General features: G+C 47.3%; 20 protein-coding genes, 1 tRNA gene and 1 rRNA gene. 18 read left to right on the top strand and 4 right to left on the bottom strand.

Features of this window, described 5'->3' with window-relative positions:
• Positions 1 to 58: 58 nt before the first annotated feature.
• The 18 genes from rrf to ACN083_RS05990 all read left to right on the top strand — a co-directional run bounded on the left by rrf (position 59) and on the right by ACN083_RS05990 (position 17369).
• Positions 59 to 175, top strand: a 5S ribosomal RNA gene (gene rrf, locus ACN083_RS06075).
• Positions 176 to 369: 194 nt separating this feature from the next.
• Positions 370 to 1599 (top strand): hypothetical protein, encoded by a 1230-nt coding sequence (locus ACN083_RS06070; protein WP_419101935.1) that lies wholly within the window; start codon positions 370 to 372, stop codon positions 1597 to 1599.
• A 1-nt stretch (position 1600) separates the two neighbouring features.
• Positions 1601 to 2596 (top strand): HAD-IIA family hydrolase, encoded by a 996-nt coding sequence (locus tag ACN083_RS06065; RefSeq protein ID WP_419101934.1) that lies wholly within the window; start codon positions 1601 to 1603, stop codon positions 2594 to 2596.
• A complete protein-coding gene (locus ACN083_RS06060; protein ID WP_419101933.1) occupies positions 2583 to 2777 on the top strand; it encodes a hypothetical protein in 195 nt (64 codons plus the stop codon). The genes ACN083_RS06065 and ACN083_RS06060 overlap by 14 nt, the downstream gene beginning before the upstream one ends.
• Positions 2774 to 3502, top strand: a complete 729-nt coding sequence (locus ACN083_RS06055) for a TlyA family RNA methyltransferase (protein WP_419101932.1) — start codon at positions 2774 to 2776, stop codon at positions 3500 to 3502. Before ACN083_RS06060 ends, ACN083_RS06055 begins: the two co-directional genes overlap by 4 nt.
• A 47-nt stretch (positions 3503 to 3549) precedes the next feature.
• Positions 3550 to 4506, top strand: a complete 957-nt coding sequence (locus ACN083_RS06050) for an NAD kinase (RefSeq protein WP_419101931.1) — start codon at positions 3550 to 3552, stop codon at positions 4504 to 4506.
• Between the two features lie 22 nt (positions 4507 to 4528).
• Positions 4529 to 6256, top strand: a complete 1728-nt coding sequence (recN, locus tag ACN083_RS06045; RefSeq protein WP_419101930.1) for a DNA repair protein RecN — start codon at positions 4529 to 4531, stop codon at positions 6254 to 6256.
• Between the two features lie 29 nt (positions 6257 to 6285).
• Positions 6286 to 7968: a CTP synthase gene (locus ACN083_RS06040; RefSeq protein WP_419101929.1), complete on the top strand. Its 1683-nt coding sequence runs from the start codon at positions 6286 to 6288 to the stop codon at positions 7966 to 7968.
• 161 nt (positions 7969 to 8129) lie between these two features.
• Positions 8130 to 8816, top strand: a complete 687-nt coding sequence (locus ACN083_RS06035) for an NUDIX domain-containing protein (RefSeq protein ID WP_419101928.1) — start codon at positions 8130 to 8132, stop codon at positions 8814 to 8816.
• A gap of 12 nt (positions 8817 to 8828) precedes the next feature.
• Complete coding sequence (gene xerD, locus ACN083_RS06030; protein ID WP_419101927.1) at positions 8829 to 9803, top strand: site-specific tyrosine recombinase XerD; 975 nt, start codon at positions 8829 to 8831, stop codon at positions 9801 to 9803.
• Positions 9804 to 9873: 70 nt separating this feature from the next.
• Positions 9874 to 10740, top strand: a complete 867-nt coding sequence (locus ACN083_RS06025) for a ParA family protein (protein WP_419101926.1) — start codon at positions 9874 to 9876, stop codon at positions 10738 to 10740.
• Positions 10741 to 10848: 108 nt separating this feature from the next.
• Complete coding sequence (locus tag ACN083_RS06020; protein ID WP_419101925.1) at positions 10849 to 11718, top strand: segregation and condensation protein A; 870 nt, start codon at positions 10849 to 10851, stop codon at positions 11716 to 11718.
• Between the two features lie 2 nt (positions 11719 to 11720).
• The gene (gene scpB / locus ACN083_RS06015) at positions 11721 to 12551 is read left to right on the top strand and encodes an SMC-Scp complex subunit ScpB (protein ID WP_419101924.1); all 831 of its coding nucleotides are present in this window, start codon (positions 11721 to 11723) and stop codon (positions 12549 to 12551) included.
• A gap of 105 nt (positions 12552 to 12656) precedes the next feature.
• Entirely contained in the window at positions 12657 to 13637 is a 981-nt protein-coding gene (locus ACN083_RS06010; protein ID WP_419101923.1) for a pseudouridine synthase, read from the top strand.
• Between the two features lie 11 nt (positions 13638 to 13648).
• Entirely contained in the window at positions 13649 to 14800 is a 1152-nt protein-coding gene (locus ACN083_RS06005) for a prephenate dehydrogenase (RefSeq protein WP_419101922.1), read from the top strand.
• Between the two features lie 20 nt (positions 14801 to 14820).
• Positions 14821 to 15510: a (d)CMP kinase gene (gene cmk / locus ACN083_RS06000; protein WP_419101921.1), complete on the top strand. Its 690-nt coding sequence runs from the start codon at positions 14821 to 14823 to the stop codon at positions 15508 to 15510.
• Positions 15511 to 15543: 33 nt separating this feature from the next.
• Positions 15544 to 17118, top strand: coding sequence for a ribosome biogenesis GTPase Der (der, locus tag ACN083_RS05995; protein WP_419101920.1), 1575 nt, complete (start codon positions 15544 to 15546; stop codon positions 17116 to 17118).
• A gap of 174 nt (positions 17119 to 17292) precedes the next feature.
• A tRNA-Pro gene (locus ACN083_RS05990) sits at positions 17293 to 17369 on the top strand.
• A gap of 64 nt (positions 17370 to 17433) precedes the next feature.
• Here ACN083_RS05990 and ACN083_RS05985 read toward each other — a convergent pair.
• The 4 genes from ACN083_RS05985 to ACN083_RS05970 all read right to left on the bottom strand — a co-directional run bounded on the left by ACN083_RS05985 (position 17434) and on the right by ACN083_RS05970 (position 22152).
• Positions 17434 to 17997 carry a methylated-DNA--[protein]-cysteine S-methyltransferase gene (locus ACN083_RS05985; RefSeq protein WP_419101919.1) on the bottom strand — a complete coding sequence of 188 codons (564 nt, stop codon included), beginning with the start codon at positions 17995 to 17997 and terminating at the stop codon, positions 17434 to 17436.
• A 75-nt stretch (positions 17998 to 18072) separates the two neighbouring features.
• Entirely contained in the window at positions 18073 to 18993 is a 921-nt protein-coding gene (locus ACN083_RS05980) for an ornithine cyclodeaminase family protein (RefSeq protein ID WP_419101918.1), read from the bottom strand.
• A gap of 151 nt (positions 18994 to 19144) precedes the next feature.
• Positions 19145 to 20701 carry a glycerol kinase GlpK gene (glpK, locus tag ACN083_RS05975; protein WP_419101917.1) on the bottom strand — a complete coding sequence of 519 codons (1557 nt, stop codon included), beginning with the start codon at positions 20699 to 20701 and terminating at the stop codon, positions 19145 to 19147.
• Between the two features lie 65 nt (positions 20702 to 20766).
• Positions 20767 to 22152, bottom strand: coding sequence for an MFS transporter (locus tag ACN083_RS05970; RefSeq protein ID WP_419101916.1), 1386 nt, complete (start codon positions 22150 to 22152; stop codon positions 20767 to 20769).
• Between the last annotated feature and the right edge of the window lie 62 nt (positions 22153 to 22214).

Below are 22214 nucleotides of genomic sequence, written 5' to 3'. Positions count from 1 at the left end.
CTAATAACAAACCACAAGAGTTGTAAAACTTTTGCAGGTATTGATTATTAAATAGGTTTGCGGTGATTATATCGTAGGGGAAACGCCCGGTTCCATCCCGAACCCGGAAGCTAAGACCTACCGAGCCGATGGTACTGCACTGGGGACGGTGTGGGAGAGTAGGTTGTTGCCGCATTATATTTGAAGGAGGATTTCTTCCAGGTAAAACTGGTAGAAGTCCTCCTTTTTTATTATCTAAATTAAACATTCATGTAAGAGAAAACGCATCAACATTTTTGATGTGTTGATAGCTCATCCTAAAATACCCCGATAAACTATATATTCAACGCCATAACGTGAATCATCTTCACAACAATAGAGGAGCATAATTTGTCTGACCACTCCCGCCGTGACACGCACCAGAACAACGACCGTAAAGACCAGGGAAAACGACCTCAACACTCTGACCGTCAGCGTTCTGCTTCTCGTGGAGAATACAAGAAGAATTTTGGCAACCACAAAAAATTTAACGATCGTGGACGTGACGGAGAAAAACGCTATTCAAAAGATACTGAACGTTCTTCTTCAACACATCGACCTTCCCGCGATAATAATCGATCAGAGCGCTCATACCAAGATCGTAACAAAGGCGGACGACGCTATAACAACGAAAATAAACCTCAAGGTGGACATCGCCGTGGAGGAGTAGAACAACGTGAAGAACGATTCGCCCGTAAAGAAGGATACCGTCCGGCACGCCCACACGCACCAGAACTAGACACCGACGTCACTGGTCGTGAACTTGAAGGATACATCCTGAGAGAGCTGCGAGCCCTCGAAAAAGATAACGCTGAAGTTGTTGCAAAACACCTTGTTATGGCAGGACGATACCTTGAACTTGACCCACAATTCGCGTTAGAACACGCCGTTGCTGCTACCCGCCGTGCAGGACGTATCGGAACAGTCCGTGAAGCAGCAGGAGTCGCCGCATATGTTGCTGAAAACTATGACCTATGCCTTCGTGAACTTCGCACGCACCGCCGTATCAGTGGTTCTAACCAACACCTAGCGTTACTAATCGACAGCGAACGCGCATTAGGGCGTATCGATAAAGCACTAGAAATGGCAGAACAATTCCGCTTCGATCAAGACTTACAACCGGCAACTCGTGTCGAAATCGCTCTTGTACTTTCAGGTATCCATCACGATAGAGGCAACCTACAAGAAGCAATCAAAGCACTAGAAATTCCAGAACTTAACAGCAAACGCGGATTTGATTATAGTCCACGCCTCTTTTCAGCCTACGCAAATCTTCTAGAAGAAGCCGGAAAAACCAAAGAAGCAGCACGCTGGAACCGTCTTGCTTTCATGACCGAAGCAGCTTTAGGCCAAGGAAACTTCGTAGAGCCTGAAATTTTTGACATTTTCACCGAAGAAGAACTCCTCGAGCCAGAAGAACCTTCAGTAGATATTAGTGAATTAGAATCCCAAGCTGAAAGCTCAACCTCACAAGAGCCTACCGAAGAAAAGACTATAGAAGAGACCTCCTCAGCATCTGCTGAAGAAGAATCTTCTGCAACGAACGAGGAAAATACCGACAACGCACCCAAAGACGCATAGTATGTTACTTAAAAATCATGATGCCATTCTGAGCGATCTTGACGGTGTCGTCTATGCTGGCCCACATGCAATCGACGGCGCACCTCAAGCGCTTAACCGAGCAGAAGATGAAGGCGTACCTGTCGCATTCGTAACGAATAACGCTTCACGAAGCGTCGAAACCATTGCAGAACACCTACGCTCTCTAGGGGTCAATACCTCAGCAGAACGTATTGTCAGCTCAGCACAAGCTGCAGCAGAACTCTTACGAGAACACCTTAAAACAGGGGCAAAAGTTCTGATTACAGGAACTCAAGACCTTGCAGAATGTGTCGAAGCAGCAGGTTTTAAAGCGGTTTACCACCAGACAGAAAATCCTCAAGCTGTTGTTCAAGGTTTTAACCCAAAAATGGTATGGGAAAACTTAGCAGAAGCAGCCTTTACCCTAGCAGACCCAGAAATTCTGTGGATTGCAACCAACACTGACTGGACTATTCCACAAGCCCGTGGAATGGCCCCCGGAAACGGCACACTAGTACACGCCGTCGCTAAAGCGACTGGCAGAACCCCATATATTGCGGGGAAACCAGAGGCAGCGATCTTCCGAACCGGAGCTCAAAAACTCAAGAGTACTGCACCAGTTGTTGTAGGAGATCGCCTTGATACCGACATTCGTGGCGGTAATAAAGCAGGTATAGCAACAGCTTGTGTCCTGACCGGAGTAGAAAGCTATCAAAGCATTCTACAAGCCCCAACTTTTGACCGCCCAGACTATATTCTCAGCACATTAAATGATTTCTTCATAGAATATCCGAAGATAACTGTTACCTCTGAGGGAGAGAGCTACACTGCCGAAGGTGCAGGATACCATGCCAAAGTTGAAGGCGAAATTCTCACCATAACCGGTGAAGGAGAAGAACCCGATGCTTGGAGAGTCGCATGTGCTGCATGGTGGACTGCTTACCCTCAAGAAAGAGAAAGTCACCAACCGAAAGAAATTATTCGTGGCAAACGATAATTCACCCAACGGACTTTCCCTAGAAGAAGCGGAAAGATTAGATTCTTCCTACGTAGAACACTTTATGCATCAGCTGCAACAGGCTGACACAATAAATACTATGAACCAAAAAACTCAAGAACTTTGGTCTTTGGTTCATGGGCTAGAAGACTATCTTAAAAAGGGTGAGTCCTCCGAGTGAGACTCGATAAAGAACTCGTAAATCGTGCTTTAGCACGTTCACGCACCCTTGCTCAGAAACTCATTAACGATGGTTTTGTCTCGGTCAACGGGGTAGTTATCACAAAAAGCTCCTATGACGTACTACCTCAAGACACCATCACAGTGGATGATAACGACCATATACAGTATGTTTCCCGTGCCGGACATAAACTGATGGGCGCACTAAAAATCTTTTCCGAAGTCACAGCAGCTGATAAAAATTGTCTTGACGCTGGAGCTTCCACCGGAGGATTTACAGATGTCTTACTACAACAAGGTGCAGCACACGTTGCTGCCGTTGACGTAGGACACAATCAGCTCGTTTCCACGCTACGAGAAGACCCACGAGTTAGCGTTTACGAGGGCATGAACGTTAGATATCTACGTCCAGAACATATCGGAGGAGTCGTAGATCTTACCGTCTCTGACCTCTCTTTTATCTCCTTAACACTGGTCATGGATGCACTAGCTCAAGCAACTAGAACAGGCGGAGACCTCCTCCTGATGATTAAACCTCAATTTGAAGTAGGCCAACACAACATTGGACGTGGGGGAGTTGTCACCGACCCGATAGCTCATCAAGAAGCCATTAAGAAAGTCTCGTTGAGCGCTCAAGAATGTGGACTTAACATTGCTGGCGTTGAAAAAAGTCCATTACCGGGACAAGACGGAAATCAAGAATTTTTCCTGTGGTGCACTAAATAGTGAAAGCCAACTCAACCTCAACGCAAAAGTACCATAAGATTTATAACGTGAGCACCTCAACAAAAAAGAACTCTTCTTCTCGAAAAATTCTCGTCTTCGCCCATACCGGCCGTGAAGAAGCCCGCAAGGCAGCACGTACTGTCTGCCGTCAACTACATGAATCGGGGCTAGTTCCCGTCCTTGAACGTAGCGACCTCGAATGTCTAGTTGAGGGGTGGCAAAATCCCGTCCCTGTAGCTGTTGCTCGTGAAGCAGTAGCACTCGTTGACGTCGAACTAGGAATTGTGCTTGGTGGCGACGGCTCTATTCTGCGTGCAGCAGAGAAAGTGCGTCATACAGATATTCCACTTGTCGGTGTTAACCTTGGGCACGTCGGATTTCTAGCTGAATCTGAAGAATCAGATCTTCAAGAGACCGTGCAATGCATCGTTGAAAATAATTACACCGTCGAAGAACGCATGGCCATTGACGTAAAAGCATGGCACGGGCATCAAAAACTAGTCGAAACATGGGCCCTGAACGAAGCGAGTGTCGAAAAAGGTAACCGCGCAAAAATGATTGAGGTAGTTATCGAAGTCGACAAACGTCCGTTGAGCACCTTTGGGTGTGACGGGGTTGTTATGGCAACGCCCACGGGGTCAACAGCCTACGCTTTCTCCGGTGGTGGGCCTATCGTCTGGCCAGAAGTAGAAGCCATGCTCATGGTTCCACTATCCGCACACGCCCTTTTTGCTCGTCCTCTTGTCACTGCCCCGACATCTTCCTTAGCTGTTGAACTATTACCCCATAATGGGGTGACTGGCGTACTGTGGTGCGATGGGCGTCGAACCATCGACTTACCTGCTGGTGCAAGAATTGAAGTCTCACGATCAGAAAAGTACGTTCGTCTAGCAAGAATACATACAGCACCATTCTCCGAACGTCTTGTCGCAAAATTTGAGCTTCCTATTCGTGGCTGGCGCGGTCCAGAAAACACTACTCAAGACGAAAAAACAGCCTCATAAGGATAAGAGAGACACTAATTCTATGATTGAAGAAATTCATCTGCGTGACGTGGGCGTCATTACGGATGCTCGTTTGCCGCTAGAACCGGGGTTCTCTGTGCTTACTGGTGAAACTGGAGCCGGAAAAACAATGGTTGTCACTGCTCTTGGCATGTTACTTGGTGCACGCAGTGACGCTGGAACGGTACGAAGCGGCGCGAAGAACGCTTTAGCTGAAGCTGTGATGCGCCTACCTAAAAACCATAAAGCTCTTGCTCTAGCAGAAGACGCCGGCGGTAGTTTCGACCATATTGATCAAGAACAATGTGAACTATTACTGGCACGTACTGTCTCTGCCCAAGGACGTTCACGTGCACACGTTGGAGGCTGTTCGGCACCGATTGGAAAATTAGCTGAAATTGGGCAAACACTAGTGGCAGTACACGGACAATCGGATCAGATTCGTTTGAAATCTTCTGCCGAACAACGACGAGCTCTTGACTCCTACGCTGGAGACGAACTAAGCAAGATACAGCAGAACTATCAGCAACATTATGAGCGTTATCGTCATCTTGCAACGGAGCTACGCCACGTTCGTGAAAATACTCGTGAAAGAGCTCTTGAAGCGCAAACATTAGAAAGAGCTTTAGCTGAGATTAACACGATAGAACCCATCCTCGGAGAAGACGAAAAATTATCTCAAGAAAGTCTACGGCTGACGAACATTGAGTCTTTACGTTCTGCCGCGCATACGGCTTTAGGCGCTTTGACCGGATCAGAATATCTTGAAGCTGATAGCGCTAACGTTTTAGCACTATTAGATACAGCCCGTTCTGCTCTAGAGATGGAATCCTCTTCTGACGAACAATTAGCAACACTCGTTCAACGACTCAATGATGCGCTGATACAGATTACAGATATTGCTGAGGAGCTGTCATCATACACCTCAAATCTAGACAGTGAAGGGCCGCATCGCTTAGCTCAAGTTCAAGAACGTTTAGCACAGCTTAAAACTCTTACTCGCAAATATGGTTCAGATATTGCTGAAGTACTCCAATGGGCAGAAGAATCTCAAGAACGTCTTGTGTCTTTGAACGACGACCCTCACCGTATTGAAGAGCTTGAAGAGGAACTACAAGACCTTCGAGAACGTCTTCAACAACAAGCCGAGCAGATGTTGCAGATTAGGCAACGTACAGCGAAGAAACTTGCTCATGCTGTTTCTGAAGAGTTAAGCGCGTTAGCCATGCCCCATGCCGAACTCGTTGTTGACGTTCAAGAGAATGCAAAATTCACTCCTTCTGGCAAAGACACTATTGAGTTTTTACTTAAGCCACATGAAAAGGCAACGGCTCGTCCCTTAGGAAAAGGTGCTTCTGGAGGTGAACTTTCTCGCGTAATGTTAGCGCTTGAAGTTGTCTTAGCAGAAGTCGATCCCGTCCCTACTTTTATTTTTGACGAGGTAGACTCGGGTGTGGGTGGTAAAGCCGCCGTCGAAATTGGTCGGCGACTAGCGATGCTCGCTCAACATGTTCAGGTTCTGGTGGTCACACATTTGCCTCAAGTTGCCGCTTTTGCCGATCAACATATTCTGGTCATGAAGAACGACGACGCTTCACTCTCTAAAGTCAAAGTGCTTGACGAACAAGAACGTGTCGTAGAGCTGGCTCGTATGCTAGCCGGACATGACGAATCTCTCTCTGCTCAAGAACATGCAAGAGAACTATTGAAAAATGGGAAGAACATCTCACGACCTACTCGCACGCAATAGGTGAGTGGTGTTGGCTCAGAAGAATATCAATGATAAGGTGGAATTCCGTGGCGAATGAAAAAAAGACTTCAGATAACGGCAAAGTAACACACCAGATTTTTGTAACTGGTGGTGTAGCTTCATCCCTCGGTAAAGGACTTTCAGCATCTTCTCTAGGGCGTCTGCTACGCTCTCGCGGTCTATCCGTGACGATGCAAAAGTTTGACCCTTACCTCAACGTAGACCCCGGTACGATGAACCCCTTCCAACACGGAGAAGTTTTCGTAACAGACGATGGGGCAGAAACAGACCTCGACATCGGTCACTACGAACGTTTCCTTGACGAAAATCTCGACCAGTCTTCCAACGTAACAACCGGACAAGTCTATTCTACTGTTATCGCTAAAGAGCGCCGTGGTGAATACCTTGGCGATACCGTTCAGGTCATCCCCCATATTACCGATGAAATTAAACGTCGTATGAGAGTGCCTGCAACACGTGAAGACGCACCAGATATTATCATTACTGAAATTGGTGGAACTGTCGGTGATATTGAGTCTCAGCCGTTCCTTGAAGCTGCCCGACAAGTCCGCCGAGACGTTGGACGAAATAACGTCTTCTTTCTACACGTGTCTCTAGTGCCTTTTATTGGGCCTTCCGGAGAACTCAAAACTAAACCTACTCAGCATTCAGTTGCTGCGCTTCGTGGTTTGGGCATTATTCCTGATGGGCTCGTCCTTCGATGCGAACGAGAAGTTCCAGAATCTCATAAGAAGAAAATTGGGAACGCTTGCGACGTTGACCCTGCGGCAGTTATCTCTTGCGCTGATGCACCTAGCATCTATGACATCCCTAAAACTCTTCACAGCCAAGGGCTAGACACATATATCCTCGATTATCTTGGTCTTGACTATCAAGAGGCTGACTTTACCGAATGGAACAAAGTTCTCACCGCTGTACACCAGCCTCAAGCTGAGGTTAATGTTGCCCTCGTCGGAAAATACATTGACCTACCTGACGCGTATCTTTCTGTCTCTGAAGCCTTACGCGCTGGAGGCTTTGCAAACAACGCTAAAGTGAACGTCAAATGGGTAGCGGCTGACCTCTGCGCCACCGACGAAGATGCTGCACACCAGCTACGCGAGATGGACGCCGTTCTTGTCCCTGGTGGATTCGGTATCCGCGGTCTCGACGGTAAAATTGGGGCACTCAAATATGCACGTGAACACCATATTCCAACACTGGGTATCTGCCTAGGTCTACAGTCAATGGTGATCGAATACGCGCGCAATGTGCTAGAAATTCGTGACGCATCGTCAACAGAATTTGACCCTGAAACACCGTCACCACTCATCGCTACAATTAAAGAACAACAACAATTTGTTGAGGGCGCCGGAGACCTTGGCGGAACGATGCGTCTTGGACTGTACCCCGCAACCTTAAACGCTGATTCTGTCGTGGCGAAGACCTATGGTGCTACTGAAGTTTCAGAACGTCACCGCCACCGTTATGAAGTTAACAATGAATATCGTGAACAGCTAGAAAAAGCTGGTCTCGTTATTAGTGGCGTATCTCCTGACGGCAATCTTGTAGAATACGTTGAACTTCCTGAAAACGTACACCCTTATTACGTTGCGACACAGGCGCATCCTGAATACCGTTCTCGCCCAACACGACCACACCCCTTGTTTGTTGGGCTGATTCGGGCAGCGCTCGCACAACGTGCAAAGTAACGAGGGAACGATATACATTAGTTCTTGAGCCATAGAAAGTCGGGTGTCAGAGGTCATCTCTGACACCCGACTTTCTCTAGCTGGTGTATCTTGGAACCTCACATAACAAGCTTCGGTTGTAGACTGATACATGTTTGAGACAACCTTAGGAAGGCTCCACCATGCAATTCCCATTAGAAGAACTTGCCGACTCTATCGATCCGAGAACCACACATAATAGAACCCTTCTATGTGGCGGGCGTATTTGGGATGTCGTACGAGAGAAGGTCTCACTCACAGAAGAGTCAGCACCTTTTGAACGGGATTTTCTCGAACACCCAGGAGCCGTAGCTATTGCGGTGCTGAACGAAGACCAACAGATTCTTTTAATCCGCCAATACCGTCACCCAGTACGTGCAAACCTTTGGGAGATACCTGCTGGATTATTAGATGTGGCAGGAGAAACTCCTCTCGAAGCAGCACAACGAGAACTTGCCGAAGAAACATCTCTATGCGCTAAACAATGGGACACGTTAATGGAATTCTATAATTCTCCAGGAGGAAGTACCGAGGCCTGTCGAGTATTCTTAGCACGGGACATTGCCCCTGTTGATAAAGAACATCAGCACATTCGAGAAGATGAAGAATCTGAGATTATTATGCGATGGGTAAATCTTAAGGACGCAGTTTCTGCTGTATTATCAGGGTACATACATAACCCTAGTGCGACTAACGCGATTCTTGCTACCTATATCGCTCACCAGCAGAATTTTAGTAGCCTTTATTCTGCTCACTCACCATTTGAAGCACATCCTCGGTACAGAACAAAAGATTGTACAGGGCCTATCTGTCCAGCGAAAAACTCATAAGCCGATATCTCTATGACAACAACTTCAACACAAACAGCTTTACAACGTGGCATAGAACAATATCTGCAATTTCTCACTATCGAACGATCCCTGAGTAAAAATACGGTGGAATCATATCGTCGTGATCTTCATCGGTACGAAATATTTTTGGTACAGAATGCAATCATCTCTCCTCGCTCTATCACCTCAAAACACATTCGTGATTTTGTGACTCAACTAGCCACCGGAGTTTACCCAGAACAGAAGCCACTGAGCGTACGGAGCGTAGCAAGAGCTGTCGTTGCGGTGAGAGGAGTTCACCGTTTTTGGTTCAAAGAAGGTACTACCTCAGACGATCCCGCCTCTCATATCCAGCCACCTAAAATAGCGTCAAGACTTCCCAAAGGTATCTCCTATGAAGATGTCAAGGCTCTTTTAGAAAGCCCCGATCAACATTCTGCAACAGGTCTTCGCGACCGTGCTATGTTGGAATTTTTATACTCAACAGGGGCGCGTATTTCTGAAGTCCTGAATCTTGACCTTGATGATATCTCTGTCCAAGAGCCTGCTTCTGAATCTTCTGAACAAAAACACCGTACTGGTATGGTAAGGCTATGGGGCAAAGGCTCTAAAGAAAGAATTGTTCCCCTCGGCTCATATGCTGTGCACGCTCTGGAAGAATATTTGGTGCGTGCACGCCCAACCCTTGCTCAACAAGGTAAAGGAATACCCGCACTATTTTTGAACGCTCGTGGTGGAAGGCTCGGACGTCAGGGTGCATGGCTCATCATCAAAAATGCTGCTGAACGTGCAGGTATTGTGTCGGATATTTCTCCACATACGCTAAGACACTCGTATGCTACGCACCTGTTAGAAGGTGGGGCGGATATTCGTGTTGTCCAAGAACTTTTAGGGCATGCTTCACTGACAACAACCCAGATTTACACTAAAGTTACGGCAGAAACGTTACGCGAAGTCTTCGCGGCAACGCATCCACGAGCTCTTTAACCAGAGATAATTTGACTCTAGGCTGTACTCTAGAGGGAGAACAATTTTCGGTTTCATAAAGGTAATGCATATGAATAAATCTTTTGATGATCATTCACAGACTGGTCCAACGGGTCGTCCTGTACGGATATATCCTGATCCTGCGCCACTGCAGACTCATGGGCCAGCTCGTATTATTTCTATGGTCAACCAAAAAGGTGGAGTCGGTAAAACCACCTCGACTATTAACCTCGGTGCTGCTCTTGCCGAATGCGGACGACGCGTTCTACTCGTTGATTTTGATCCGCAAGGTGCGTTATCCGCTGGGTTTGGTGCCAACCCACACGAACTGGACCTGACAGTATATAACGTTATGATGGACCGTAACGTTGATATTCGTGAGGTTATTCAAAGTACTAACGTCGAAAATATTGACTTACTTCCTGCAAATATTGACCTTTCGGCTGCAGAAGTTCAGCTCGTCAACGAGGTTGCTCGTGAACAGGTTCTAAGTAGCGCTCTACGTAAAGTTGCTCATGAATATGATGTGATTTTGATTGACTGCCAGCCTTCTTTAGGACTGCTGACAGTCAATGCGTTGACAGCTAGCGACGGTGTCATCATTCCACTTATTTGTGAGTTTTTCGCTCTACGTGCGGTTGCACTATTGGTGGATTCGATTGAGAAAGTTCAAGAACGTCTCAACCCTAAACTTCAAATTGATGGGGTTCTTGCCACGATGTTTGATTCTCGCACTTTACATTCTAAGGAAGTTCTAGCTCGTATCATTGACGCTTTTGGAGATAAAGTTTTCGATACCGTCATCAAACGAACCGTGAAATTCCCCGATGCAAGTGTCTCTGCAGAACCTATTTTGTCGTATGCCACAACTCATCCTGGCGCAGAAGCATACCGCCAATTAGCACGTGAACTCATTAGCCGTGGTGGTGCCGCTTAAACGTGGGCAAAGCTACCTGCTAAGACCCTTGCACTTTTCTTCTGTCCTAGGGCAGAATCGTGATAAGGGAATGACCTATATCTTTTTTCAGAAGGACCTGCTACATCTATGACAACAGAGCCGGTCGCTGCCGTGATGGCACCGACACCCCATACCTCAGACGAGAGAACACCAACGCCTTTTAACCTCACACTAGAGAACTTTGAAGGCCCTTTTGACCTTTTACTCTCTTTGATTACTCGCCGTAAACTCGACATCACAGATATTGCCTTATCTGAAGTAACCGATGAGTTTATCGAATATATTTCGGCTCTCTACCAACAACATCATCGTCAAGCGCTAGATACTGCCAGCGATTTTTTGGTTACCGCAGCAACACTTCTAGAACTTAAAGCTGCCCGATTATTACCGCAAGAGAGTACCTCTGAAAATAACTATGATGCAGCATTACTAGAAGCTCGAGACTTACTCTTTGCACGGCTTTTACAATATCGTGCCTATCGAGAAGTCTCAGAATACCTGAACGCTCGATACGAACAAGAATCACAACGTTTCACACGAGAAGTCGCTCTTGAACCTCACCTTGCAAAAGTTCTTCCCGAACTCGTTTTTAACACGGGAGCTGAAGAATTTGCACGTATCGCCGCCCAAGCACTACAGCTTAAAAAACGAGAAACTACTGGCATACCAGAGCCAACGGTCAATACCGAACATCTGCAAGAACCGCTCACCACTATCGCCACAGAAGAACAACATGTTCAAGAACTTCTACAAGACAGAGAAGAAGCATCCCTCCTTGAACTTCTTCAAGATGCCGGCGTATATGAAATAGCCATTGTTCGTTTTCTCGCTCTTCTTGGGTTATATCAGCAAGGTGCCATTACCTTACACCAAGAAAAGCCTTTAGGAACAATTCGTGTGATAGCTCAACAGCTCCACGAAGGTACAACACACAAACTAGTAGAGCAGGAGCAGTGACGATGTCTGAACGCTCAGAAGAATACGATTACACTGCAGAAGACCTTGCACTTCTGACTTCTGGAGCATGGAGCCCAGATACAGAAGATCACGACCACAACAACGCAGAACAATGCTCTTTCGACAATGCAGATAAGAGTGTTCAAGCTCCTGAGAACCCTTGGGAAGAACCAGAAAAAGCTGAAGAATACGCAGCACAAAAAACTCGACAGAAACCCGTAGTTCTTCTTAACGATGAGGATATCCCCAGCGTTGAACTTCAACCAGGAGGAACAAAAGCAGCTATTGAAGCCATACTTTTAATCGCGCACAAGCCGGTACGAACCCGAGAACTGTCAGAAGCTCTGCTCCTCCCTGAAGATGTGATAGAGAGCGCTTTAGACCAGCTATATCGAGAATATAATGGTTATGTAGAACAAGATACCGTGTATGAACCTCGTGGACTAGAGCTTAGACGTGTAGCAGGGGGATGGCGCATCTATTCACGTTCAGACTTTAGTCCTTGGGTAGGGCGATTCATCGGGTCAAAAGCAAATTCAAAATTGCCAAAAGCCGTGATGGAAACACTCGCAATTATTGCGTATCAACAGCCCGTAACACGAGCATATATTGCCGGCGTCCGAGGAACTAACGCTGACTCTGCGGTACGAACTCTTCTTCAACGAGAACTCATCGTAGAAACCACACCAGAACCCCAAACCCGAGCGCAACAATATATCACTACAGAACTTTTTCTGGAAAAAATCGGTTTAGATTCTTTAGACGAATTACCGCCGTTAGCCCCCTATCTACCCGATGAAAACGACCTAGAAATAGCAACAGAAAACTTTTAAAGAGTAGAAGAAAACAGCGCTATACGGCGTTGAAACACTCTTCACCTCACAATCCATTAACTCAACACACAACGTGCTACTACAGCACGAACAGGAGAAAAACACATGAGTGCACAGAAACCATCCGGTCGTTCACAGAACCGAACCGGAGCTAAAAATAATCGCGGAACAACTCACCGTAAAGGCGGTATTCCCAAAGGCGGTAAAGGTAACGGCGGAAAACGATTCCGTTCTGGAAAACCTTTCGCACAAGAACGTGGAGAATACAGACCACAACGTAACAACTCTAATTACGCTGGGCCACACCGCCCCCGCCGTCCTCGTGCAGAACCAGTAGACCATTACGATTTCTACGAACAAGACGGTGTACGACTACAAAAAGTGATGGCTCAAGCCGGTGTCGCAAGCCGACGAGTCTGCGAACAGATGATTACCGAAGGCCGAGTGACCGTCAACGACGAACTCGTCACCGAATTAGGGGTACGCGTCAACCCCGAAGAAGTCAACATCCGTGTTGATGGAATCACCATTCAAACCGACGAACGTAAAATCTATATGGCGTTAAATAAACCGGCAGGTGTTGTCTCTACTATGGAAGACCCCGACGGGCGCCCCTGCATTAACGACTTCCTACGTTCTTCTATGAGCCAACGTGTCTTCCACGTCGGCCGCCTCGACGTAGAAACTGAAGGGCTGCTACTTCTCACCAACGACGGCGAACTCACCAACCGCCTGACACACCCCAGCTACGAGATTCCTAAAACATACCTAGTTCAAGTTCACGGGCCTGTAGAAGCTGGCGTAGGTGCACAGATGAAGAAGGGCATCCGCCTTGAAGATGGTGTCTCCCGAGTAGATAGCTTCAAACTCGTAGATTCTACTCCCGGGCACGTACTCATTGAGGTAACTATCCACTCCGGTAAGAACCGTATTGTACGACGTCTCTTTGACGCAGCCGGATACCCCGTAGAAAAGCTCGTTCGTGTACAAATGGGGCCAGTTCGTATCGGATCTCAAAAACAAGGAACTATTCGCAATTTATCTAAAGTGGAAATTGGGCAGCTCCTTGCTTCTGTAGGCTTATAAAAGAGAAATATATGATGAGTCATTCACCTCAGGCAGAGACGCACTCGCTCCCACCGGTTCTTATTGTTGGAACCGGACTCTTGGGTGCCTCCGTAGGGCTCTGTCTTCGTAGCCAAGGACGAGACGTCTACCTCGTAGACGTCTCTCCTACGGTGGAAGCTATTGCTGAAGATATTGGTGCCGGAATATCTGTTCATAAACGTGCTCAAGAGCGCGGTCTTAAAAATGTGCCACTTCCACAACTGATACCTGAGGCGCCGTATCTTGTGGTTGTAGCTGCTCCGCCAGATGTTGTGGCGCAAATCGTCATAGAACAATTACAGTGGTGGCCTCATACAACGGTAGTAGACCTGGCCTCAGTGAAAGCACCCATCGCCGAAACCGTGATTGCTTCTTCGTCAGAAGCACACCGTTATGTGGGTGCACACCCTATGGCTGGACGAGAACGATCAGGGCCTGTTGCTGCTCGCGCAGAACTATTTACGTCACGTCCATTTGTTGTGTGTCCGCATCATAGTTCCTGCGAAGAATCCATCAAAATTGCTCATCATCTAGGCATGGAACTTGGTTCTCTTGTGACCATCATGGATGCTCAAGAACATGACCGTTCTGTTGCCCGTATTTCACATGTGCCGCAGGTGATGAGCTCTCTGCTCGCCTCCCGTTTGCAAGAAACTCCTTTACACGCATTATCGTTAGCGGGGCAGGGGTTACGAGACACTGTTCGTATTGCAGGCTCTGAACCAACCTTATGGACCCAGATTTTGTCGGCTAATGCTGAGCACGTTCGAGAGACGCTGCTTGAGATTCGACAGGAACTAGATCGTATTATCTGTAGTCTTGAAGACCCACAAGGGCAGGGCGCTCGCTTGAGTATCGCGCAGATGATGCGTGATGGTAATGCTGGTGTGGCGCGTATTCCTGGAAAACATGGAGGTGCGCCTTCTGCCTTCTCCCAGATTGTAGTATTGGTTGAAGACACCCCGGGGACTCTTGCTCAACTCTTGCAGGAAATTGGTCAGTTAGGGGTGAACCTTGAGGACTTACGTCTTGAGCATTCTCCGGGGCAGCCGGTCGGTATGGTGGAGCTTTCGGTAAATCCTCATGAGCATGAGAAATTAATTGAAGATTTGACGAACGCCGGCTGGAAGGTTGTTCGATAAAGATGAAAGAAGACAAGACGATGAAAGAACTTGTAATCGCGATTGATGGGCCTTCTGGTTCTGGAAAATCATCGGTATCTGAGCAGATTGCACGCCACTATCAGCTGGCATACCTCGATACTGGCGCCATGTACCGTGCCTTGACATGGTACTGTCTAGAAGAGCACGTTGACCTCAACGATACATCAGCAGTGATTGAAGCTGCGCAGCGTTTTCCCTTAGAACAAAGCACCACTGTCGATGAAAAATTCTTGCGGGTCGGCGGTACAGATGTTTCTGCGCAGATTCGTTCTCCACGTATTTCAGAGTCTGTTTCTGCTATTGCTTCTGTGCCTGAGGTCCGTTCTTTGTTGGTTGCCCAACAGCGTCAAATGATTGAAGACTGTGCACGGCGTATTGTTGTTGAAGGTCGAGACATCACCACAGTTGTCGCCCCAGATGCTCATGCGCGTGTGCTGTTAACGGCGTCTGAAGAGGTTCGAATGGCTCGTCGTGGTATTCAGCTTGGTGGAACACAAAATCAGCAGCAGCTACAGAAACAGGTTGCTGAACGTGACGCTAAAGATTCCCGAGTCAATAATTTTATGGAAGCTGCTGAGGGCGTAACTTTGGTTGATTCATCTGAATTAGATTTTGAACAGACGATTCTTGCTGTGCGTGAAGCTATCGAAGACCAAATTCACTCCGATAGTGCATTAGACTTGAACTAAATAGATTATACGAGCGAAGAGAAAAGAATTTTTATGGTAGAGAATACGACGCCAGAGCGCGATGAGTATGAGAAGAAATATTTAGGTGACGGTAACGATAACGTTTCAGAGCGTTTAGCGCAGATCGATGACGAAACCGCTGAACAACGAGCTGAGGCCTTGCGTGCAGGTCTTGAAGACTATGCTCTAGAAGAGGAAGACCGCCAGCTACTTGGTGCATGGGGCTTCGATATTAACGAAGATGAAAGTGAAGAAGCTGACCCCGTTGTCGCTATCGTTGGACGCCCAAACGTCGGTAAATCCACTATTATCAACCGTATTTTGGGTCGTCGTGAAGCCGTTGTTGAAGACAAACCTGGTGTGACGCGTGACCGTGTTTCTTATAAAGCAGAGTGGAACGGAAAAGACTTCACTCTCGTTGATACCGGCGGTTGGGAAGCTGACGCTAAGGGCATTGATGCGCAGGTGGCTGCTCAAGCAGAGATTGCTGTAGCGCACGCTGATGTTGTGTTGTTAGTGGTGGACGCAATGGTTGGTATTTCTGCAACCGACGAAGCGATTGTTCGTATGTTGCGTCGTATTAATAAGCCTCTTTTGCTGATCGCTAACAAGGTAGACGCTGAACATCAAGAAGCTGAAATTCATAGCTTGTGGTCTTTGGGTATGGGCCAGCCCTATCCTGTGTCGGGTCTGCACGGCCGTGGGCTTGCTGACCTTCTTGACGCCTTATACGAAGTGATGCCGGAGCATTCTCAATATGCTGAGCCAGAGGCTTTAGGTGGTCCTCGTCGTGTAGCTCTGGTGGGTCGCCCCAACGTGGGTAAGTCCTCGTTACTAAACAAGCTCGCCGGTGAAGAACGTGCCGTAGTTAATGATCTTGCAGGTACGACACGTGACCCTGTGGATGAGATCGTTGAGCTAGGGGGGCGTCCTTGGCGTTTTGTGGATACGGCAGGTATTCGTCGTCGTGTGCATATGGCAAAAGGCGCAGATTTCTATGCTTCTCTAAGAACCCAAACTGCTATTGAACGTTCTGAAGTATGTGTTGTTCTTCTCGATGTTTCAGAGACCATCTCTGAACAGGACATTCGGATTATTCAGCAGGTTGTTGATTCGGGGCGTGCTCTAGTGCTGGCCTTTAATAAGTGGGACACTCTTGATGAAGAGCGTCGAGATCAGCTAGAACGAGAAATTGACCGTGACCTTGCGCATGTTGCGTGGGCTCCTCGTGTAAATATCTCTGCGCGTACTGGCTGGCATAAAGATAAGCTTGTACCAGCTTTGGAAACTGCTCTTGAATCATGGGATTCTCGTATTCCTACAGGACGTCTTAACGCTTTCTTGGGCGAGATTGTTGCTGCGCATCCGCATCCTTTACGTGGCGGTAAGCAGCCTCGTATTCTCTTTGGTACGCAAGTGTCTTCTCGTCCTCCAAAGTTTGTTCTCTTTACGACAGGTTTCTTGGATCCTGGATACCGTCGTTTTATTATGCGTCGTTTGCGTGAGACTTTCGAATACACAGGTACTCCACTTGAAATTTCGATGCGTGTACGTGAACGTCGTCAGCTTGATAAGAAACGTCAGTCCTCTAAAGGCTCTCGACGCTAAATAGTATTTGTGGTGTGTGTTGTGCGTTGACGACACGGTTGCGACGTGCAGCGCACCTCCATAAGTGTGAGCTAAGACTCTCAAGTTTTTAGGTTGTGAGTTTGTCTTCGCTCTTGTCGGTGCTGTATAGTTGTCTAGGTGCTAGAAACCTTCAGGTTTTCTATACAGCATTTTCGGGTTGTGGCGCAGCTTGGTAGCGCACTTGACTGGGGGTCAAGGGGTCGCAGGTTCAAATCCTGTCAACCCGACCAACAAAGCCGTGATAAAAACAATAAGTTTTTATCACGGCTTTATTTTTATACGATATCTGATGTCTTAGAAAAGACGATCACCTGCTAGATTCTGGGACCGTTCTAACTCTAATAACCACTGTTTTGCAGAAAGACCTCCTGCATAACCGGTTATTTTTCCTCCCGCCCCAAGAACCCTATGACAAGGAATAAAAATAATACAAGGGTTTCGGCCTACCGCTTGGCCTACGGCCTGAGCAGGAGCACCAGGACCAACAACACGGCTAATAGCACCGTACGTATCTGTATACCCGTAACGGATGTCTGAGACGAGATTCCACACTGCTAGTTGAAAATCTGTTCCTTCAGGGCGAAGAGGAATCTCAAAGACAGTACGTTGACCTCGAAAATATTCTTCTAACTCTTGTACAGCCTGAGAAAGAACACTATTCTCATGAGCTTCAACGAACTTTCCCAGACGCTCTTTTTCAGGAAAATGCTTTTGCTTCTCTAACCACGCACCAACAAGAGCGCCCTCTTCAACGCAAAGAAAAATAGTCCCAATCTTCGTAGCACAAGTGGTATAGACACGTGAGAGAACATCATCACCGGCTGCTTCTTCAATCGCGTTGGAAACAGACTCAGTCATAATAAAAACCTTCCGCACCACATAATGATGACAAGTAGAGAAGACACATAACAATATCTCTAGGATAGCGTTATCTTAAGACTGCACTGAACGTACGATTGCTTCTGCTAATGTTAAATCTTCCCAACCCATACCTGATGTTTTAAAAACAATAGGGCGTTCAGACCTTACTTTAAGATCTCCTGAAACAATCTTACACAGAGGATACAACTTGTCTTCTGCCAAGACACCGTCTTCAATTGCGCAGATAACATCACCGCATTCGCGAAGAGCAGTTGCTATATCTTCAACAATCACTTCAGCAACTTCCATCACTGAAGAACTCACTTCTCGTGCCTGCGGAGTATGAGAACCCACCGCAACAATAACAGCGTGAGGGCTAATATCTTCTACCTCAAAAAGGGGAGTGGATGAAGTCGTGGTACAAAGAATGAGTTCTGCCTGTTTGAGGACATCAGCAGCATCCTGAGAATCAGCCTGAACCCACTGTGTTATATCTTCTGGCTGGGTACGGCTAATAAAAGTATGCTCTACTGGACGTATTGCCTCGAGCGTATTTTCGAGGGTCTTAAGGTGGGCGCGTCCTTGTGCACCACAGCCAAAAATGACGGTTTTTAGTGGTTCTGAAGAACCAGAAATATAAGGGTAAACACCGGCAATAGAAACCGCTGACGTGCGGATATCAGTTAGTGCCACGCCATCAAGAACATGTGTTGGTGCAAGGGTCTGCGCATTGAATAGAAGATAAGACCCTTGAATCAACGGCACATCAGGACGTACCGAAGTATCTGCGCAGCTGAGGACTTTCATTCCGAAACTATCACGAGTATAAGAAGGCATCATGAGCAGCTGAGCGTAGGGCATATCCATTTTCTGACGAGGATAATCACAACTTGGATCATAACCATTTTTTAAAGTTTCTCGGAGCGCATGTACTGCTTGTGCAGGAGAAAAATGTTCGAGGATATTCTGATACGAAAGATAAGTAATGCTCATCTTCTCACCCTCTCAAAAACTGGTATAAAAATCTGCTATTAAGCCTAACGCTGAGCCATAAGCGTCATAAATACTCCCATGGAGTACATACAACACCTATGACTCAGCGTTAGTGAAAGTTAGCTATTGAAGAGTGAAAACGACAATAGCTTTAGTCTTGGTCTACATCCTCATCGACCCAGTCGAGAGTCTTTACTACAGCCTTCTTCCAAAGACGGTATTGACGTTCGACTTCGTCAGTTGGCATTTGCGGAGTCCAACGCTGGTCCTCAGCCCAGTTTGCGGTGACATCTTCTTCACCACTCCAGAAACCAACTGCGATACCTGCAGCATAAGCAGCACCCAATGCGGTAGTTTCGATAACTTTTGGACGGATCACAGGTACGCCCAAGATATCTGCCTGGAATTGCATGAGGAATTCGTTTGCCGTCATGCCGCCATCAACACGTAGCTCAGAAAGATCAACGTTAGTTCCTGCAGCTTGCGCATCAGCATTCATTGCGTCGAGAACCTCACGAGTCTGCCAAGCAGTAGATTCAAGAGCAGCACGAACAATATGTGCACGGTTAACATAACGGGTCAGACCCACGATAACGCCACGTGCGTCTGGTCGCCAATGTGGTGCAAAGAGACCAGAGAAAGCGGGGACAACATAGCATCCGCCAGAATCTTCAACGCTTGTCGCAAGAGCTTCTGAATCTGCCGCATTATCAATCATTTTCAGATTATCGCGAAGCCACTGAATCAGTGAACCAGAAACAGCGACGGAGCCTTCCAATGCGTAGACAGGTGCTTGATCGCCAATCTTATACGCAACAGTTGTGAGCAACCCATTCTCAGAGATGACGGGCTCCTCACCGGTATTCATCAACATGAAGTTACCGGTTCCGTAAGTATTCTTTGCCATGCCCTTTTCAAAGCAAGCTTGACCGAAAGTTGCTGCCTGCTGGTCACCGAGAATACCCGCGATAGGGGTGCCGTTGAGAAGTCCTTGAGAACGTCCGTATCCGTAAACTTCGGATGAGGACTTAATCTCAGGGAGCATAGACATCGGGATTCCCATATCTGCTGCAATGTTTTCGTCCCATTCGAGGGTACGGATATTCATCAGCAGGGTGCGGGATGCATTGGTAACGTCTGTGACGTGAACGCCGCCATCAACACCACCGGTCAAATTCCATAGAACCCAGGTGTCAGTATTGCCAAAGAGCAAATCGCCTGCTTCTGCTTTTTCGCGTGCGCCTTCGACGTTATCAAGAATCCATTTGACCTTAGGGCCGGAGAAGTATGTTGCCAAGTTAAGACCAACAATATCGTGGTACTTACCGGGGCCTGCCTCGCCACCTAGCTCATCACAAATTTTTTGGGTGCGGGTATCCTGCCACACAATAGCGTTATATACAGGTTTACCTGTGGTCTTATCCCAGACAACAGCAGTTTCGCGCTGGTTAGTGATACCTACCGCTGCAATTTCGTGGTGGTTGACCTCAGCTTTGGTCATACACTGGCCTACTGCCTGGCGGACATTTTCCCAGATTTCCATGGGATCGTGTTCTACCCACCCAGCCTTTGGGAAAATCTGTTCGTGCTCCAGCTGGCCGATGGACTTGATTTCGCCACTCTTGTTGAAAAGAATCGCGCGAGAGCTGGTTGTTCCCTGGTCGATGGAAAGAATGTACTTCTTACGCTCGGGGAGAGTAGTAGTCATAATGTCACTTCCTTGTGAAGTTTGAGATTTTGATAATGGACAAAAGATATCTCGTACGAGAAAAATTAGTTGTTGTCTGCCATCTCGCGTTGTTGTAGGAGCTCACGTTCTTTACGACCGATAATCCACATGAAAACCAGAGCGAGAACAACGATTCCAAGTAACGCGCTATAGGCTACGCCCCAACCAAAATAGTGGATGAGCAAACCTACACCGGTAGATGCCAGTGAAGCACCAAGTAAGTACCCAAAAAGTCCCGTAAATCCGGCTGCGGTTCCTGCAACGTTACGAGGGGATAAATCGATAGCCTGTAACCCGATAAGCATCACAGGGCCATAGATAAGACCACCGATGATGGCGATGAGCAGATAGAAAACTCCGATAGGTGCAGTAGCTGGTAGCAACGCGTATGTTGCTAACGCTATACCTACACCTGCGAGGAATACCATTCCTGCACCAGAACGCCACCCTTTGAAGACTTTATCGGATAGCCAACCGCACAAAAGTGTGCCGATGATCCCTGCAAGCTCATAGATTGCGAAACCAAGAATGCCTTCTTTGACGTTTGTGCCGTGAATCTTATCGGTGAGATAAATCGGAATCCAGTTGAGAACGCCGTACCGCAGAGTGTAAACAAAGACGTTTGTGATTGCTAAAAGCACGATAACTTTGTTCTTCAAAACATGCTTGAAAAGCATTTCTTTCCACGGAATCTGAGATTCAGAAGCGACCTTTGGAGGATCGTTACGATACTCTTCGATAGGTGGCAAACCAACCGCTTCAGGACGGTCACGAATTAGAAGGAATGCGATAAAAGCAACAACGAGTGCAACGATAGCTGGTGCCCAGAAAGCTGGTCGCCAGTCTGCCTCAGACTGAGCGTAGTGATCGAGTGCCCATGCTGAGATGACGCCAACAGCTGCACCACCGACGTTATGTGCACAATTCCAAATGGAGGTTTTCCACCCACGTTCGTTTGTTGAGAACCAGTGGACGAGAACACGTCCTGAGGGCGGCCATCCCATGCCCTGTACCCAACCGTTGACGAACATTGTCAAAGCAAAAATCATAACGGTAGCTGATAATGCCGGAATGAAGGCAATCATCAGGTTGATTACCGCAGAGAGCGCTAAACCTAGGGGCATAAAGTAACGGGCATTAGCTCTATCAGAGAGCATTGCCATGAAGAACTTTGATAACCCGTAAGAGAAGAGCACTGCGTTTGCGACGATACCAATGCCAACAGCATTGAGGATGTCGTGATCTTTAAGTACTGCTGAGACGAGTGAAACGTTATTACGGATGAGATAGAACCCTGCGTAGCCGATGAAGATTCCCATAAAGACGCTTAGACGCATGCGACGGTAACGCTGCGGGATTTCGTTTTCGGGGATACGTTTGGCTGCTGGTGGGGCATTGAGAATACCCAAGGAGAACTTGTGTTGAGTCAATGTGTACCTCAAATAGTAGATGATGGAAAAATGCAATAACGGTGCGGTGATGAGAAACCCTA

The organism is Rothia sp. CCM 9418 (genome assembly GCF_048512825.1).
Classification (GTDB): domain Bacteria; phylum Actinomycetota; class Actinomycetes; order Actinomycetales; family Micrococcaceae; genus Rothia.
Note: the sequence above shows the minus strand (reverse complement) of the source record. Positions and strands in the feature narration are given on the sequence as shown.

What these genes read in the sequence shown, in the direction of transcription:
- cmk (WP_419101921.1), top strand. Translation starts at nt 14,821, where the DNA reads ATGAAAGAACTTGTAATCGCGATTGATGGGCCTTCTGGTTCTGGAAAA.
- ACN083_RS06040 (WP_419101929.1), top strand. Translation starts at nt 6,286, where the DNA reads ATGATAAGGTGGAATTCCGTGGCGAATGAAAAAAAGACTTCAGATAAC.
- ACN083_RS05985 (WP_419101919.1), bottom strand. Translation starts at nt 17,997, where the DNA reads ATGACTGAGTCTGTTTCCAACGCGATTGAAGAAGCAGCCGGTGATGAT.
- scpB (WP_419101924.1), top strand. Translation starts at nt 11,721, where the DNA reads ATGTCTGAACGCTCAGAAGAATACGATTACACTGCAGAAGACCTTGCA.
- ACN083_RS06035 (WP_419101928.1), top strand. Translation starts at nt 8,130, where the DNA reads ATGCAATTCCCATTAGAAGAACTTGCCGACTCTATCGATCCGAGAACC.
- ACN083_RS06005 (WP_419101922.1), top strand. Translation starts at nt 13,649, where the DNA reads ATGATGAGTCATTCACCTCAGGCAGAGACGCACTCGCTCCCACCGGTT.
- ACN083_RS06020 (WP_419101925.1), top strand. Translation starts at nt 10,849, where the DNA reads ATGACAACAGAGCCGGTCGCTGCCGTGATGGCACCGACACCCCATACC.
- ACN083_RS06025 (WP_419101926.1), top strand. Translation starts at nt 9,874, where the DNA reads ATGAATAAATCTTTTGATGATCATTCACAGACTGGTCCAACGGGTCGT.
- recN (WP_419101930.1), top strand. Translation starts at nt 4,529, where the DNA reads ATGATTGAAGAAATTCATCTGCGTGACGTGGGCGTCATTACGGATGCT.
- glpK (WP_419101917.1), bottom strand. Translation starts at nt 20,701, where the DNA reads ATGACTACTACTCTCCCCGAGCGTAAGAAGTACATTCTTTCCATCGAC.
- ACN083_RS06010 (WP_419101923.1), top strand. Translation starts at nt 12,657, where the DNA reads ATGAGTGCACAGAAACCATCCGGTCGTTCACAGAACCGAACCGGAGCT.
- der (WP_419101920.1), top strand. Translation starts at nt 15,544, where the DNA reads ATGGTAGAGAATACGACGCCAGAGCGCGATGAGTATGAGAAGAAATAT.
- xerD (WP_419101927.1), top strand. Translation starts at nt 8,829, where the DNA reads ATGACAACAACTTCAACACAAACAGCTTTACAACGTGGCATAGAACAA.
- ACN083_RS06065 (WP_419101934.1), top strand. Translation starts at nt 1,601, where the DNA reads ATGTTACTTAAAAATCATGATGCCATTCTGAGCGATCTTGACGGTGTC.
- ACN083_RS05980 (WP_419101918.1), bottom strand. Translation starts at nt 18,993, where the DNA reads ATGAGCATTACTTATCTTTCGTATCAGAATATCCTCGAACATTTTTCT.